Annotated in this window: 18 protein-coding genes; 5 read left to right on the top strand and 13 right to left on the bottom strand. The window is 58.9% G+C overall.

The window, feature by feature from the left end; genetic code table 11:
• Positions 1-1,014: a hypothetical protein gene (locus tag GOV53_RS08090; RefSeq protein WP_170465293.1), complete on the bottom strand. Its 1,014-nt coding sequence runs from the start codon at positions 1,012-1,014 to the stop codon at positions 1-3.
• A gap of 103 nt (positions 1,015-1,117) precedes the next feature.
• Between GOV53_RS08090 and GOV53_RS08085 the strand changes: the two genes are divergently transcribed.
• Positions 1,118-2,101: a DMT family transporter gene (locus tag GOV53_RS08085; protein WP_254439227.1), complete on the top strand. Its 984-nt coding sequence runs from the start codon at positions 1,118-1,120 to the stop codon at positions 2,099-2,101.
• A gap of 286 nt (positions 2,102-2,387) precedes the next feature.
• Positions 2,388-3,125 (top strand): Hint domain-containing protein, encoded by a 738-nt coding sequence (locus GOV53_RS08080; RefSeq protein WP_170465291.1) that lies wholly within the window; start codon positions 2,388-2,390, stop codon positions 3,123-3,125.
• Between the two features lie 63 nt (positions 3,126-3,188).
• On the opposite strand, the gene GOV53_RS08075 is transcribed toward GOV53_RS08080, so the two are convergent.
• The 8 genes from GOV53_RS08075 to GOV53_RS08040 all read right to left on the bottom strand — a co-directional run bounded on the left by GOV53_RS08075 (position 3,189) and on the right by GOV53_RS08040 (position 11,009).
• Positions 3,189-5,390 (bottom strand): 3-hydroxyacyl-CoA dehydrogenase NAD-binding domain-containing protein, encoded by a 2,202-nt coding sequence (locus GOV53_RS08075; RefSeq protein WP_170465289.1) that lies wholly within the window; start codon positions 5,388-5,390, stop codon positions 3,189-3,191.
• Complete coding sequence (locus GOV53_RS08070) at positions 5,383-5,871, bottom strand: cupin domain-containing protein (protein ID WP_170465287.1); 489 nt, start codon at positions 5,869-5,871, stop codon at positions 5,383-5,385. The genes GOV53_RS08075 and GOV53_RS08070 overlap by 8 nt, the downstream gene beginning before the upstream one ends.
• Positions 5,871-7,082 carry an acetyl-CoA C-acetyltransferase gene (locus GOV53_RS08065; protein ID WP_170465285.1) on the bottom strand — a complete coding sequence of 404 codons (1,212 nt, stop codon included), beginning with the start codon at positions 7,080-7,082 and terminating at the stop codon, positions 5,871-5,873. Before GOV53_RS08065 ends, GOV53_RS08070 begins: the two co-directional genes overlap by 1 nt.
• 12 nt (positions 7,083-7,094) lie before the next feature.
• On the bottom strand, positions 7,095-7,733 hold the full coding sequence (locus tag GOV53_RS08060) for a glutathione S-transferase family protein (RefSeq protein WP_170465283.1): 639 nt from the start codon (positions 7,731-7,733) through the stop codon (positions 7,095-7,097).
• Between the two features lie 124 nt (positions 7,734-7,857).
• The gene (locus GOV53_RS08055) at positions 7,858-8,070 is read right to left on the bottom strand and encodes a hypothetical protein (protein WP_170426570.1); all 213 of its coding nucleotides are present in this window, start codon (positions 8,068-8,070) and stop codon (positions 7,858-7,860) included.
• A 55-nt stretch (positions 8,071-8,125) separates the two neighbouring features.
• Positions 8,126-9,907: an acyl-CoA dehydrogenase C-terminal domain-containing protein gene (locus GOV53_RS08050; RefSeq protein WP_170465281.1), complete on the bottom strand. Its 1,782-nt coding sequence runs from the start codon at positions 9,905-9,907 to the stop codon at positions 8,126-8,128.
• Positions 9,908-9,955: 48 nt separating this feature from the next.
• Positions 9,956-10,357: a MerR family transcriptional regulator gene (locus tag GOV53_RS08045; protein WP_170426568.1), complete on the bottom strand. Its 402-nt coding sequence runs from the start codon at positions 10,355-10,357 to the stop codon at positions 9,956-9,958.
• Positions 10,358-10,640: 283 nt separating this feature from the next.
• The gene (locus GOV53_RS08040) at positions 10,641-11,009 is read right to left on the bottom strand and encodes a MerR family transcriptional regulator (RefSeq protein ID WP_170426567.1); all 369 of its coding nucleotides are present in this window, start codon (positions 11,007-11,009) and stop codon (positions 10,641-10,643) included.
• A gap of 117 nt (positions 11,010-11,126) precedes the next feature.
• Between GOV53_RS08040 and GOV53_RS08035 the strand changes: the two genes are divergently transcribed.
• The 3 genes from GOV53_RS08035 to GOV53_RS08025 are packed head-to-tail and all read left to right on the top strand — an operon-like array spanning position 11,127 to position 13,387.
• Positions 11,127-11,546 carry a PaaI family thioesterase gene (locus GOV53_RS08035; RefSeq protein ID WP_170465279.1) on the top strand — a complete coding sequence of 140 codons (420 nt, stop codon included), beginning with the start codon at positions 11,127-11,129 and terminating at the stop codon, positions 11,544-11,546.
• Positions 11,546-12,061: a PaaI family thioesterase gene (locus GOV53_RS08030; protein WP_170465277.1), complete on the top strand. Its 516-nt coding sequence runs from the start codon at positions 11,546-11,548 to the stop codon at positions 12,059-12,061. The genes GOV53_RS08035 and GOV53_RS08030 overlap by 1 nt, the downstream gene beginning before the upstream one ends.
• A gap of 9 nt (positions 12,062-12,070) precedes the next feature.
• Positions 12,071-13,387, top strand: a complete 1,317-nt coding sequence (locus GOV53_RS08025) for an MATE family efflux transporter (protein ID WP_170465276.1) — start codon at positions 12,071-12,073, stop codon at positions 13,385-13,387.
• Here GOV53_RS08025 and arsC read toward each other — a convergent pair.
• Genes arsC through GOV53_RS08005 form a run of 4 tightly spaced genes read right to left on the bottom strand, consistent with a single transcriptional unit; the run spans position 13,384 to position 15,543 of the window.
• On the bottom strand, positions 13,384-13,725 hold the full coding sequence (gene arsC, locus GOV53_RS08020) for an arsenate reductase (glutaredoxin) (RefSeq protein WP_170426563.1): 342 nt from the start codon (positions 13,723-13,725) through the stop codon (positions 13,384-13,386). The two genes, GOV53_RS08025 and arsC, sit on opposite strands and share 4 nt — an antisense overlap.
• A complete protein-coding gene (locus GOV53_RS08015; RefSeq protein ID WP_170465274.1) occupies positions 13,722-14,780 on the bottom strand; it encodes a quinone-dependent dihydroorotate dehydrogenase in 1,059 nt (352 codons plus the stop codon). Before GOV53_RS08015 ends, arsC begins: the two co-directional genes overlap by 4 nt.
• Positions 14,777-15,208, bottom strand: coding sequence for a DUF1330 domain-containing protein (locus tag GOV53_RS08010; RefSeq protein ID WP_170426561.1), 432 nt, complete (start codon positions 15,206-15,208; stop codon positions 14,777-14,779). Before GOV53_RS08010 ends, GOV53_RS08015 begins: the two co-directional genes overlap by 4 nt.
• Positions 15,205-15,543, bottom strand: coding sequence for a DUF952 domain-containing protein (locus tag GOV53_RS08005; protein WP_170465272.1), 339 nt, complete (start codon positions 15,541-15,543; stop codon positions 15,205-15,207). Before GOV53_RS08005 ends, GOV53_RS08010 begins: the two co-directional genes overlap by 4 nt.
• Positions 15,544-15,567: the final 24 nt, after the last annotated feature.

The raw sequence follows: 15,567 nt of genomic DNA, 5'->3' as shown, positions 1-15,567 counted from the left end.
TTATTCGCCGCAGATGTTCTGCAGCCGGACCCAATCGCGGTCCGGCAATACTTGGGGCAAGGGACGACCGGCCATCGGGTCGGCCTCGATCAGGCCCAGTGTTGTTTCCCCAGTCACATCCACGGCATACGCATAGGGCGTCGAGGGCAAAGCGGCCTGGGCGAACACCTCTAACAACTGTTCGTCGGGCACGGATGGACGCGGTTCTGACAGGATTTGTTCGGCATAAGAATCGACAATCTCAGGCGTCAGCTCTCCGGTCGTGAGAAGGCGGAACGCCGTTGTTGGGCCGGTGCGGTCTAGCAACTCATCTAACGGCTCTTGTGCAACAGACCGCGCGCGTTCCGCGATAATGAACCCGGCCGCGATGGACGGATCTTCGTGATCTTCGACCAGGGCCCGATTCAACAGGATGATCCCGCCAGGTAGGCTGAGGCTGGTTTGTACCCCGGCGGGCAGAATGACAACTTCGCGCACACCAGTCCGGCTCGCCAATTGCTCTAAGGCCATCTGCGCGTCTTCGGACTTGCACGCTACCCCCGATACCCGTTCGATCCGATGCAGGATCGCGTCGCCGATATCATAGCGCTTGATCTCGGGTACGACCGAGACAACGTGGCTTTGCAAAGCAGCAGGGACCCACAGCAGCAACAGCGCCGCAACGGCGGCGACAACACCGGCTACGCTGAGCCAGCGTAAACGACCCGGATGTGGGCGCGACCGGTCGATCGCCCTTTGCAGCCTGTCGATGGCTGCGATCATAGTGGTTTCGGACTCATCCAGCTCAAGCGTTTCGTCCGGGTCGCCATCGGGGTTGAAGACGGCAGGGAAGGTTCCCGGGTTCTGCCGTTCCAGCGCGGCCAGCGACCAATGAGTCAGTGCTCGGTCGTTGAAATCGGAAATCGTCAGCGTCGCTTCACCAATCGAGACCACGACCTCGCGCCGTTGTACATCGGGCGAGGGGCGCCACAGACCGGTGGCTTCGATCCGCTGGTACTGTTTCAGGGCCGTCATCTGATTGAGGTCTGCTCGTTGGTATTTTGCCCCAGCTTAACATGGTAAATTCGAAGGGCGCAAACCAGTTGCGTCACCTTGGGTAAATGTGCTGGATACCACGATGGACGCAGGATTGGCCTGCTGTGCCAATCGGGTAACAGAGCGACAGATGCAGGCGGATACTCAGACCTCACCCATACTGGCCTCACTGCTGATGATCGGTGCGATGGCGATCATCGGTGTGATCGACAACGTGGTGATCTTGTTGGCCGAAACGGTTGGCCTGTGGCAATTCCACTTGAGCCGGGCAGCGATGATGTTGCCACTGATCTTTGGCCTGTCGTTGTTGGGGCTGGGCGGCATGCGACCCAAACGTTTTGGCCCGGTGATCCTGCGCAGCGTTCTGATTACGCTGGCGATGCTGTTTTACTTCGCTTCTTTGGCTCTTATGCCAATAGCCCAAGCGTTGGCAGGGCTTTTTACCTCGCCCATTTTCGTTCTGCTGATTTCGGCCATTGCGATGAAGCAAAGGATTGGCCCCTGGCGTATCTTTGCGGTTCTGTTGGGCTTTGCGGGTATTCTGTGCGTTTTGCAGTTGAACCCGTATGAATTCGATATGCGTAGCTTGCTGCCCGTCGCCGGAGGCCTGTTTTATGCGTTCAGTTCAGTTATCACGCGAAGCCATTGTTCCGGGGAGAGCACCGTTGCGCTGCTGGCCGCGATGATCGTGACTCTTGGTTCTGCCGGGGCAATCGGCCTGGTCGTACTGGAGTTGTTCCCGATTGCTTCGCCCGCCGGACCCGAGGGTTTTGCCACACGTGGCTGGGTGTGGGACATGCAGCCTGCCTTGCTCTGGATCGTTATTCAGGCAGTTGGGTCCACGATCGCCGTGTTCATGTTGATCAAGGCCTATCAGGTGGGCGAGCCGTCCTATGTCGCGGTTTTTGAGTATTCGGTTATGATTTTCGGCCCACTCTTTGCCTATGTGGCGTTGGGGCAGGCCATCGGGCCGGTTCAAATCGCGGGGATCGGCTTGATTGCCTGTGCGGGTGCGATGTTGGGTTGGCGGGCAGGGCGCGAAACCGCGCAGCACGAGACGGTGTAACGTATTCCGATCCTTTGAATGAGCCCAACCAAGTCGGCCCAAGGTGCGAGGTCAGATTCGGAAAGGTCGCTGAACGTTCGCGTTGATCACAGTTTCCAGATTTAGACCAATGGATCAAAAATTGGCAGTGTTGTTCGAAGTTTCTTTGGTTTCCACGGGCTTAGGGGGCCAAATTGGACCATAATGTGTTCAAAATAAGACTGCTACATAACTGCTATGTTAACAGAAAGGTGTAGTTGGTTTGTGTCAGAAGTGAGTGCGACACGTGTTAAATGTACAGAGTGTTTTGAGTTATTCCGACGTCCCGGACGGCCAGATTCAGGATAGTCCGGCGACTGCCTTGAATTCGCGCCGCGGTGGTTTTGTCCATGGAACTAAGATCGCAACCGACCGTGGGTGGAAAGTGGTCGAAGACCTTCTGGCCGGCGACCTCGTTCGAACGATGGACAACGGATTTCAACAGGTTTGTCGGATTTCGACGGATTGCATCGCGGTTCCGGCGAACGAAAACCGGACAGAAAACCTGTTGGTTCGGGTCCCTTCTAACACGCTGTACAGTGGTCGCTCAGTCTGGTTGATGCCAGAGCAGGGTATGGTCATCGACAATACCAAGCTGACCAATGGGCCGATCACTTTGCCAATCAGCATGCCCGTTGTACCGGCTCGAGTGCTTAGCGGTACATTTCGGCTGACGTCGGGAACGCCCGCATCCTATTTCGATGTGTGTTCCCTGTTCTTTGAGCAAGACGAAGTGATCTATATCGAAGGCGGTCTGCGTGCGTTTTGTTCCGCAGGACGTTTCGGGTCATCGGGTCGTCCGCAGAATGCCTCGTACAAGATTGTCGATGCCGAGCAGACTGATGAGCTTGTCGATAGCGTGGCGCATAGCCGAGACATTGCCGTTTTGGCGAATTCACTGGGCGCGCTTCCTGCGCCGATCCAGCAAAACCCGATCTTTCCGGTGCGGCCTGTCAAGGCGGTACGTCGGGCAGGGCGGCCAGGGCGACCGGCTCCACTAATCTGATTTTATTAAAGTAATTGATTAAAGAAAGACGCTGGCGCGGAGATCCGCACCAGCGTCTGTTTTTTAGGCGGCTTTAGCTTCGGGGTTGAAGCGACCATAGAAGGTCTGACCTTTTTCCGCCATCTCACGCAGCAGCGGCGGGCACGCAAAGCGCTCGCCGTACTTTTCGGACAACTGGTCGCAGCGCTCGGCCGCGTAGGGCGTGCCGATGATGTCCAGCCAGCTGAGCGGGCCACCCGACCAGGGGGCAAAGCCCCAACCCAGGATCGCACCGACATCGCCTTCGCGAATGTCTTCCAGAACACCTTCTTCCAGTGCACGGACCGCTTCCAATACCTGTGCGAACATCAGGCGTTCCTGCACCTCGATCAGGTCCGGCTGGTCTTCGGCCAGCGGGTACTTGTCCTGCAGGCCTTTCCAGTATTCGACACGCTTGCCTTTTTCGTCATAGTCGAAGAAGCCCGCGTTCGCCTTGCGGCCCAGGCGGCCCTGTTCTTCCATCCAGAAGATCAGATCGTCTGCCGGGCTTTCCGGATAGGCATCACCCATGGCGGCTTTGGTGGCGCGGGCGATCTTAGCACCCAGGTCGATCGAGGTTTCGTCGGTCAGCTGAACCGGTCCGACAGGGAAGCCCAACTGACGCGCGGCGTTGTCGATGACAACGGGGCTGACGCCTTCGGTGATCATGCGTGCGCCTTCGTTGATGTAAGGAATGATGCAACGGTTGGCGTAGAAGAAACGCGCATCGTTGACCACGATCGGGGTCTTGCGGATTTGGCGCACATAGTCCAGCGCCTTGGCGACCGCGCGATCACCGGTTTCCTTGCCCTTGATGATCTCGACCAGGAACATCTTCTCGACCGGCGAGAAGAAGTGGATGCCGATGAACTGGTCCGCGCGCACTGATGCCTTGGCCAGATCGGTGATCGGCAGGGTCGACGTGTTCGAGGCAAAGATGCAATCCTCGGGGATAATCGCCTCGACCTTCTTGGTCATCTCGGCCTTGACGCCGACATCTTCGAAGACAGCTTCGATGATCAGATCACAGCCCGTGAGATGCTCAAGATCCGGGGTCGCGGTGATGCGCGCTAGCATGGCCTCTTTCTTTTCAGCCGTGACTTTGCCGCGCTTCATGCCCTTGTCCAGATAGGTCTCGGTATAGGCTTTGCCCTTGTCGGCCGCAGCTTGGTCGCGGTCGACCAGAACAACTTCCATCCCGGCCTGCGCCGAAACCAGAGCGATACCTGCGCCCATCATACCAGCACCCAGAACGCCGATCTTCTTGACCGACTGATCCGGAACACCCGCCGGACGCACAGCGCCTTTTTCCAGCGCTTCTTTGTTCAGGAACAGCGAGCGGATCATCGCGCCCGAGGAGGGGTTCATCAGAACAGAGGTGAACCAGCGTGCTTCGATCTTCAGCGCCGTGTCGAAATCGACCAGAGCACCTTCGTAAACCGCGCTCAGCAGAGCTTTGGCTGCCGGGAACGCGCCTTGGGTCTTGGCGTTTACCATGGCCGAGGCACCGACGAAGTTCATGAAGCCTGCAGGGTGGTAAGGTGCGCCGCCGGGCATCTTGTAGCCCTTCGCGTCCCATGGCTTGACCAGATCAGCTTCTTTGGCGTTCAGCACCCATTCCTTGGCCGCAGCCATCGGATCGGCTGCGATCTCGTCGATATAGCCCGCGCCCTTGGCTTTCTTGACGTCCAGCATCTTGCCTTCCAACAGCAGCGGCGCAGCCGCCAGAGCGCCAACCTTGCGGACCATCCGTGTGGTGCCGCCCGCGCCGGGGAAGATGCCGACCATAATCTCGGGCAGGCCGTATTTCGCCTTGGGGTTTTCGGCCGCAAAGATGCGGTGTGTGGACAGCGGGAGTTCCATGCCGATACCCGCAGCGGTACCCGGCAGGACGGTCGCGATTGGCTTACCGCCTTTCTTGGTTTTAGGGTCCATGCCTGCCAGCTCGATCTTGCGCAGCAGGGCGTGCATTTGCATCGTGCCTTCGAACAGACCCTTTGCCGGATCGCCGCCTGCCTGTTCCTTCATCACAGCCAGGAGGTTGAGGTCCATGCCCCCCGCAAACGAGCCTTCTTTGCCCGATGTGATGATGATGCCTTTAACCTCATCATCGGCCAGGGCCTGATCGACGAGGTCGCTCAGTTGCGCCAACCCGTCAAAGGACATTACGTTCATTGTTTTGCCTGGAACATCCCAGGAAATCACCGCGACGCCATCGGCGTCTTTTGTCAGAGTGAAATCAGTCATTGTCATCTCCAATCTGGTCAGCCGTCAGCGGGCTGCCATCTTTGCGGGTGAAGGAGAAACCGTTCTCATCATCCTTCACCATCATGTCTATGTCGCTGTAATAGCCGGTCTCGGTCGGGGTCCGTGTGCCCACCACCAGAAAGGTCGCGGGCGCATCGGTCTTGTTCACAAGGTGATGGCCGTTAGTCTCACCTGCCGGGAAAGCGGCGCAATCGCCGGGCTGCATCTCATGCTCACCATCGTCATCGATCAGCACGCAGGTGCCGCTGAGCATGATGGCAAACTCGTCCTGCTCCATGTGGTAATGGCGCAGTGAGGACATGCCCTGCGGTTCAAGCCGCACGATGTTGACCCCGTATTGGGTCAGGCCGCCCGCATCACCAACGCGCTGCACGAAGCGACCCGCGGTCGCCTCAGCCAGCTTGCCAGGATAGGCCGAGCCACCCTTGAACGGGATCTGAGAGAGATCCAGCTTGGGCATCAGACCCGCTCGATGATTGTGGCTGCACCCATGCCGGATGCCACACACAAGGTCGCCAGACCGGTTTCTTTGTCCTGACGCTCAAGCTCATCCAGCAGCGTGCCGATGATGATTGCACCGGTTGCCCCCAGCGGGTGGCCCATAGCGATCGAACCGCCGTTGACGTTGACCAGCTCGGGGTCGACGTCGAATGCCTGCTGGAAGCGCAGAACAACCGAGGCAAAGGCTTCGTTGACCTCGAACAGATCAAGATCAGAGATGGCCATGCCGCTGTCAGCCAAGATCTTTTCGGTCACAGGGACGGGGCCGGTCAGCATGATGGTCGGGTCCAAACCGATCTTGGCGGTCGCCTTGATACGGGCGCGTGGCTTCAGGCCGTGCTTTTCACCGAATTCCTTGTTGCCGATCAGAACAGCCGCCGCACCGTCCACGATGCCCGAGCTGTTGCCCGCATGGTGGATGTGGTTGATCTTTTCCAGATGCGGGTATTTCAGCATCGCCACCTTGTCGAAACCGGGCATCTGTTCGCCCATCATCTGGAAGGCTGGGTTCAGCGCGCCGAGGCTCTGCATGTCTGTACCCGGGCGCATGTATTCGTCACGGTCCAGGATGGTCAGGCCGTTCTGATCCTTGACGGCGATCACCGATTTTTCGAACCGATTTTCTTCCCAAGCCTGCGCCGCACGGCGCTGCGATTCCATCGCCAGCTGGTCGGCCTGATCACGAGTAAAGCCGTATTCGGTCGCAATGATATCCGAAGAGATACCCTGCGGTACGAAGTAGGTCTCCATCGCTACTGACGGGTCAACGGCAATCGCTGCACCGTCCGAGCCCATGGCCACGCGGCCCATCATCTCAACACCACCGGCGATGTAACCGTCACCGGCACCACCCTTGACCTGGTTGGCGGCCAGGTTCACAGCCTCCATGCCCGAGGCGCAGAATCGGTTGATCGACAGGCCGGGGATGCGCTCGTCCAGATCCGAGGCCAGAACCGCGGTGCGGGCCAGACAGCCGCCTTGCTCCATGACCTGCGTGGCATTGCCCCAGATCACATCTTCAACCGCGTGACCTTCGAGGTTGTTACGCTCTTTCATCGCGTTCAGGGTGACGGCAGACAGCCGCACCGAGGTTACCTCGTGCAGGCTGCCATCCTTGCGGCCCTTGCCGCGCGGGGTGCGCAGGGCGTCATAGATATAAGCTTCGGTCATCAGTAGCTCTCCTTAAGCTCGATCCGACAATTTGCCGGGCATCAGGTCATAGGGGTGTTTCCAGCCGGGTTGTTCCGACAAGCGGGTCAGCCAGGCGTCGATATGGGGCCAGTCGGCGCGGTCAAAGCCGAATGGTTCGGGATAATACAGGTAGCCGCAGCAGCTGAGATCCGCGTTGGTGATGTCATCTCCGACGATCCAGTCGCGGCCCTCAAGATGGTCGTTCAGAACCTCATAGGCGGCTTTGAGACGGCCTTGGTTAAAGGCTATCACGTCCGGGTTGCGGTGCTGTTCCGGCAGGAAATTCACCAAAAACCGCGTCAGCCCTGCCATCGAGCTGAGCTTGTGGTTGTCCCACAGAACCCAGCGTAGGACATCGTATTTCTCCTCGTGGGTTTTGCCGCCGAATTTCCCGGACTTCTCGGTTACATAGGCTTGAATGGCCCCGGACTGACTGGTGCGAAAGTCACCGTCGATCAGTACCGGCGCTTCGCCCATTTCATTGACATCGGCACGGAATTCCGGCGTGCGGGTCACACCCTGAAAGAAGTCAACAAAGACCGGCTCCCAGTCCAGTCCGGACAGTTCCAAAGCCAAAGCAGCCTTGTAGCTGTTTCCGCTTTCTCCGAAGCAATGCAGCTTGATTGTCATCTGGGTGCCCCTCCCAAGGCGTATTCTGCCAAACCGAAATTCGCGAATTTCGAGTAAGGCGAACCAAAGGGCCTTATGGTGACCCGGTTCGACTTGCTGAAAACACGCCCAATTGCGTTCAGGTTTAGCGTTTGCGTTCTTCGAGTTCGGAATTGAAGATACGCAGGCGGTGGGTCAGGTTCTCCTCATCAATCACGCTGTTGAAGTTCTCGAACAGAAACGACAGTGCCTCTCCTTCGTCCAACCCAGCCTCGCGCGAGAACGCCTTGAGCTTGCGATAGCCGTCTTCGGTCATGGCGACGGGAAACCGGCGGGTCAGGCGAAAACGTTTTGGCATGTGGTGTCCTCCGAAAAGCTGGGTCCGGGCAGTGCTACCCGGACCCAGACTGAGGTCAGAAGTTCGCCGCGTCCAGAGCCATCACCGTGTCTGCGCCAGTCTGGATGCGCGACAGGTGCATCGCAGTCGCGGGCAGGCGGCGTGCCATGTAGAAACGGCCGGTGTTGATCTTGGTGTCGTAGAACTCTTTGTCCGATGCGCCACCGTCCAGAGCTTCTTGCGCGGCTTTCGCCATCTGCGCCCACATCAGGCCCAGGCAGACGTGGCCGAACATGTGCATGAAGTCATAGGAACCGGACAGCGCGTTGTTCGGGTTCTTCATGCCTTCCTGCATGAAATACATTCCAGCGGCCTGCAGATCCTTGGACGCAGCTTTCAGCGGCTCGATGAAGGCCTTGTCATAGGCTTCGTCCTTGCCTGCGTTCTCCTTGCAGAAGGTTTTGACCATCTCAAAGAACGCCATAACATGCTTGCCGCCGTCCTGCGCCAGTTTACGGCCCACAAGGTCTAGCGCCTGAACGCCGTTTGCACCTTCGTAGATCATAGCGATACGGGCGTCGCGGGTGTATTGCGACATGCCCCATTCTTCGATGTAGCCGTGGCCGCCATAAACCTGCTGAGCCTGCACGGTCATGTCATAGCCCTGATCGGTCAGGAAGCCTTTGATGACCGGTGTCAGCAACGAGATCAGCCCGTCCGCATCCTTGTCGCCCGAGCGGTGCGCTTTGTCGAGCATGGTTGCACCCCAAAGGATGAACGCGCGCGCGCCTTCGGTGAAGCTTTTCTGATCCATCAGGTTGCGGCGGATGTCCGGGTGAACGATCAACGGATCGGCGGGGCCATCGGGGTTTTTCACACCGGTCACATCGCGACCCTGCAGGCGGTCCTTGGCGTATTCCAGTGCGTTCTGGAAAGCCGCGTCAGCCTGGCTCAGACCCTGCATACCAACGCCCAGACGCGCTTCGTTCATCATGGTGAACATGGCGCGCATGCCTTTGTGCTCTTCGCCAAGAAGCCAGCCGGTCGCCTCGTCATAGTTCATGACGCAGGTCGAGTTGCCGTGGATGCCCATTTTCTCTTCGATCTTGCCGACCGAGACGCCGTTACGCTCGCCCAGCGAACCGTCCTCGTTCACGATGAACTTGGGCACGATGAACAGCGAAACGCCCTTGATGCCTTCGGGGCCGCCGGGGATTTTGGCCAGCACCAGGTGGATAATGTTGTCGGCCATGTCGTGATCGCCAGACGAGATAAAGATCTTCTGGCCAGAGATTTTGTAGCTGCCGTCGCCCTGTGGTTCCGCCTTGGTGCGCATCAGGCCCAGATCGGTACCGCAATGCGGTTCGGTCAGGTTCATGGTGCCGGTCCACTCACAGCTGACCATGTTGGGCAGGTACTTGTTTTTCTGCTCGTCGGTTCCGTGTGCCAGAATGGCCGAGGCCGCGCCGTGGGTCAGACCTTGGTACATGGTGAAGGCTTGGTTCGATGCCGAGAACATCTCGCCGACAGCCGTGCCCAGAACTTGCGGCATATTCTGACCGCCGTATTCTTCGGGCATGTCCAAGCCGGTCCAGCCACCTTCCTTGACTTGCTCGAACGCGTCTTTGAAGCCGGTGGGTGTGTATACGATACCGTTTTCCAGACGGCACCCTTCGGTGTCGCCAACAACGTTCAGCGGGTGCAGAATGTTGGTGGCAACTTTGCCTGCTTCTTCCAGCACTGCACCGGTGAATTCTGCTTCAAGTTCGCTGTATCCGGGAATGTCGGATTCCGAGACTTTCAGAACATTGTGCAGCACGAACTGCGTGTCTTTGGTTGGTGCGTTGTAGACGGGCATGTGAAGCTCCCTTTAATTCATATGTCCGGGTGGAAGGCAGGCGAGGGGTTACTCGGCAGCCTTTTTGTCTTGTTTCATTGAGGCGATGACTTTCTCGCCCCAGCGCAACTGTTCTTTCAGGTCGTCGATGGCCTGTGTCAGCTCTTCGCGGCGCGACTCCATATCGGCCAGACGCTCGCAGGCGATCTCATACGTGCGCGATATCTGGGTTAGCTGCTGGTCGCCCACATGATAGAGGTCCAGAAGCTGGCGGATTTCCTCGAGGCTGAAGCCAAAACGCTTGCCGCGCAGGATCAGTTTCAGGCGCGCACGGTCGCTTTTGGTGAACAGCCGTTTCTGGCCCTCACGAATGGGAAACAGAAGCTCTTTGGCTTCGTAGAACCGCAAGGTCCGGGGTGTGACGTCGTAAGTCTCGCACATCTCGCGGATGGTCATCAGATCTTCGGTCATGGTTTCAGTACTCTTGTGGCTGGCGTCTGTGAAAGTTAGGTGCGCAGTCGTTGCGGTCGTTACAACACGTCGATGACGTTTACGTAATGCGAACGCTGCGTCACAAATTAGGTTTACGTAACTTCCTTACGCGTCAAGTCGCAGATTTCCTACTTTTGACGATTTAACGTAACGGAATTTTGGACGGAAAAGCGCCACAGCAGATCGCTCCGCACCTTCTCAAAAGGGCAGAGATTGCGGATTTCGCATCATTTTCCGGCAAAAGTGGGATGTCCCGAAGGAATCACTTCAGCGATTTGGCGGTCTCGTCGCGCATCTGGGTCAGGGCGTCGATCGCCTCGTCGAGTTGCTGCTTTTGCTTCTCAAGCTCGACGATCTGTTTGTCTGCAACGTCGACAAAGGCACGCATCTGAACCTCGTTGCCTTCATGTTCGTAGATCAGCAGCCACTGGCGGATATCCTCCAGAGAAAAGCCGTATTTGCGGCCCCGCAGGATCAACGTCATACGCGCGCATTCGCGCGGTCCGTAAAATCGCGATCTGCCTTCCCGGTCGGGCTGCAGCAATTCGATGTATTCATAGTAGCGCAGGGTACGCGGAGTCACGTCGAACTCTGCGCACATCTCTTTGAATGACAAACGGTTGTCGGACATTCCTGATCTCCTCTGCCGCAGCCTATGTTCTGTCGGCGGCAAGCGCAACCGGCGGGCTTGCTCTTTTGGCGGACACAGGCTCATAAAGGGATAAACCAAAAGAACGGATTCAAGTACATGGTCGACAAAGCCGCAATTGCGCGCCAGTTCATCGAGGCGATCCCCCACGCCAAGGCGCTGGGCCTCAAGCTGACCGAGATCGGCAATGGAAAAGCCGAGATTTCCATGCCGTATAGCGAAGAACTGGTCGGCGATCCGCGCACAGGTGTGATTCACGGCGGCGCAGTTTTCGCCGCACTTGATACCTGTTGCGGTGCAGCGGTCATGAGCCACCCATCGGCACCGGGCGGTACGGCTACGATTGACCTTCGGATTGACTACATGCGTGCGGCGACGCCGGGGCAGACCATCAGAACCCAGGCGACCTGCTACCACATCACTCGGAACGTTGCCTTTGTACGGGCCACGGCTTTGGACGAGGCCGAGGGCCTGCCTGTGGCCACGGCTGCTGGTTCCTTTACGGTGGAGGGTCTGTGATGGCGCGAACTCGTCCAGAACCCGTTCAGGTCGTCAAACAACGCCGGGATGCGGCGTTGAACGCGATTGTCGAAGGTGTTCCCTATATCCGGTTTCTCAACACCACGTTCGACCGCCGCGGCGACGAACTGACCGGCGTGCTGCATTTTGACAACAAGCTGATCGGCAACCCGATGCTGCCTGCCCTACACGGCGGAGTAACCGCGGCGTTCCTTGAAATCACTGCCGTTATCACACTGAGCTGGGATTTCTTGCTGCCCAAGATCGAAACTGGCGAGCTAGAGGCCAGCGATATCGCGGACTACCAGAAGGTACGTTTCCCCAAGACGGTCGATTTCACAGTCGATTACCTGCGTTCAGGCCTGCCGCGCGACGCATATGCGCGTGCCTATATCAGTCGGGCCGGGCGTCGGTATGCATCGGTGCGCGTTGAGGCCTGGCAGGACAATCACGCGCGGCTGTTTGCGCAGGCGTCAGGGCATTTCCTGATGCCGCAGCCCAAAGCCGACGGATAACAAAACATCATGCAGGACGCGTCGGCACCCATAACGCATAAACGGGTGCTCAAGATCGCAGCGCCCATAGTGCTGTCCAATGCGACCGTCCCGATACTGGGCGCGGTCGATACTGGTGTCGTGGGGCAGATGGGGCAGGCCGCACCAATCGGTGCCGTCGGTATGGGCGCGGTTATTCTGGCCACCATCTACTGGGTGTTCGGATTTCTTCGCATGGGAACGACAGGCCTTGCCGCACAGGCGCGCGGGGCAGGAGATACGGCAGAAACCGGGGCCCTGTTGATGCGCGGGCTGCTACTTGGCGGCGCGGCAGGTCTGTTCTTTATTCTCACGCAGGTTTGGGTATTTTGGGGGGCTTTTGCCCTGTCCCCGGCAAGTCCCGAGGTCGAGGCCTTTACGCGTGCCTATCTGGAAATCCGTATCTGGGGTGCTCCGGCGACAATCGCGCTCTATGCGGTCACCGGTTGGCTGATCGCGGTTGAGCGTACCAAAGGCGTGTTCGTGCTTCAGATCTGGATGAACGGTCTGAACATCGTGCTGGACCTGTGGTTCGTGCTGGGGCTGGGCTGGGGCGTCGAAGGCGTCGCCATCGCCACGCTGATCGCCGAATGGACCGGGCTGGTGCTGGGTCTTTGGTTGTGCGGAGACGCCTTCAGCGGAAACCAATGGCGCGACTGGCCGCGGATTTTTGACGCTGCGCGCCTGCGCCGGATGATGCAGGTCAACGGCGATATCATGGTACGTTCCGTTCTGCTGACGGGGTCGTTTACAACGTTCCTGTTTGTCGGCTCCGATCTCGGCGACGTCAATTTGGCGGCCAATCAGGTGCTACTGCAGTTTCTTGAGATCACCGCATTTGCTTTGGACGGATTCGCCTTCTCAGCCGAAGCGCTGGTGGGCAGCGCGGTCGGGGCGCGTGATCGATCTCAGGTCAGGCGCGCGTCGATCATGGCGTCGCAATGGGGCATCGGTGGGGCATTTGCGCTTGGGCTCGCGTTTTTTCTTGCCGGACCCGCGCTGATCGACCTAATGTCGACGTCGCCCGAGGTTCGGGTGGCCGCGCGCGAGTTCCTGTTCTGGGCCGCGCTTGCCCCCGTGATCGGGGTGGCCAGCTGGATGTTCGACGGTATCTATATCGGGGCAACGTGGACCCGCGCCATGCGGCAAGCGATGATCCAGTCAGTGGCGATCTATGTGGTCGCCCTGTTCCTGCTGGTGCCAACTTTCGGCAATCACGGCCTTTGGGCCGCGCTGATGGTTCTGAATATTGCGCGCGGGGTCACGCTGGGATGGCGGTACCCCAAGCTGGAAGCGCAAATCGCCTAAAGCAGCGACAAAAGGTTTTCCGGCGGTCGACCGATTGCGGCCTTGCCGCCGGAAATAGCTAGCGGGCGTTCAATCAGAATGGGGTTCTCGGCCATGGCCTGGATCAGGTCGCTATCTGGTGCCGTTTTTGCCAAACCCAGCTCTTTGAACCGCTTTTCTCCTGTGCGCATCATTTCGATCGCAGGGATGCCCAGCTTGGACTGGGCCGCGCGTAGTTCCTCGGCGGACGGCGCATCCTCAAGGTATTTGCGAACCTCGACCTGCGCTCCGTTTTCTTCCAGCAGCGCCAATCCGGCGCGGGATTTGGAACAGCGTGGGTTGTGCCAGTATTCGATCACAGCCAGTCCTCTTTTTTACTGCCAACAGCCTGCTCGACCGAGGTGAAACCGTCTTGCGCCAGAAGCTCATCCAGACCTTGGGCGATTTCGGCGGCCAGCGAAATGCCGCCATAGACCATGGCCGTGTAGAACTGGACCGCCGAGGCCCCGGCGCAAATCTTGGCATAGGCCTGCTTGGCCGTGCCGATGCCGCCAACGCCGATCAGCGGGATTTGCCCGTCGGTCAATTGGCTGAGGTGCGCCAGCACGCGGGTCGATTTCTCGAACAAAGGCGCGCCGGACAAGCCACCGACCTGGTCCTTGTGACCACTGCGCAAACCATCGCGTGACAGCGTGGTGTTGGTGGCGATCACCGCATCCACGCCGGTTTCCCGGGCCACATCGGCGATGTCCTGTAATTCGGCCTCAGTCAGGTCCGGCGCGATCTTGAGGAAGATCGGCAAGGGGCGGGGCAATGCGTTGCGGGTGTCGATCACGCCGCTCAGCAATGCTGTCAGCGCGGCCTTACCTTGCAGATCGCGTAGTTTTTCCGTGTTCGGTGAGGAGACGTTAACCGTGGCGAAATCCAGGTACTCGGCGCAATGGGCCAGAACTTTGGCAAAATCACCGGGGCGGTCATCACTGTCCTTGTTCGCGCCAAGGTTCAAGCCGATGACGGCATTCTTGGGGCGGTCGGCCAGACGACGCTCCATAACCTCCATACCCTCGTTGTTGAAGCCGAACCGATTGATTGCGGCCATATCCTCGGTCAAGCGGAACAAGCGCGGTTTCGGGTTTCCGGGCTGGGGACGCGGGGTCACCGCACCGACCTCGATGAAGCCGAATCCGGCACGGGACAGCGGGCCCAGAACCTCGCCGTTTTTATCAAACCCAGCGGCAAGCCCGACAGGGTTCGGCAGGTCCAATCCAGCGACGCGGGTGCGCAACCTTGATGACGCCACCGGACCCGGCGCAGGCGCTAGCCCCGCCTTGAGCGCCTTGATCGACAGACCATGGGCCGTTTCGGGGTCCATACGGTGCAGGGCCGCCAGCCCCAGTTTCTCAGTCAGTTTCATCCAAAAGCCTCTCCGCCCCGGGCCGGGGCGCAACGAACAAGACGCGAGGTTGCAACGGCTGCTTGCCGGTGCACGACCGCCTGTCGGTAAACGGGGTCTGTCACCATCTCAAGAAACGCGTGCGCGGTCGGATAGCGGGCAATGAAGACTTCATCCCATTCCTCGTCCTGCGGGCCGATCAGCGTCGTCTGGTATTCACCGCGCCACAGGATCGAGGCCCCGATGCGCGCAATGATCGGCGCTGTTTCCGCGCCGTACTTGCCGTAAGCCTGCGCCCCCGTAAGGCCCGCATCCGCCAACGTATGCCCCTCCGGGTACTCAGCGGTGTCCCGGAATTTCACGAGGTTCAGCATCTCGATCGGATGATCCCGGTCGAGGTTCTTGAAAGCCTCGAACTGGGCGCGGTCGGGGTCGACGAACCCTTTCATGCCATCTCTTTCGGGAACTGGTGCGCAGTTCCGTCAAAGGGAAGGGGGCGTGACCAGACAACGTCGCTCATGCGGATCTGCCGGTAGAGATGCGGGAACAGCGCGTCGCCGCGCGACACTTCCCACTTCAACTCATCACCCATCGCGTCTGCATCACAGGCCAGCAGGGTCAACCCGTCGACCTCGGCGAAATGCTTGGCGGCGGTCTCTGCGGCCTGTTCGGCGGTCGAGAAATGCACAAACCCGTCTGAGACATCGATCGGAGCACCATCCGAGGCCCCCTGCGCCTGAAGCGTGGCCCATTCATCGGCCCGGAAAATCTTGTAAATCAGCATGGGGTCGTGATGCACCGGGCCAAG

Origin of the sequence: Ruegeria arenilitoris (assembly GCF_013035315.1) — a bacterium.
In the GTDB taxonomy this organism is placed as follows: Bacteria; Pseudomonadota; Alphaproteobacteria; order Rhodobacterales; family Rhodobacteraceae; genus Ruegeria; species Ruegeria arenilitoris_D.
This window is presented reverse-complemented; position numbering and strand designations above follow the sequence as displayed.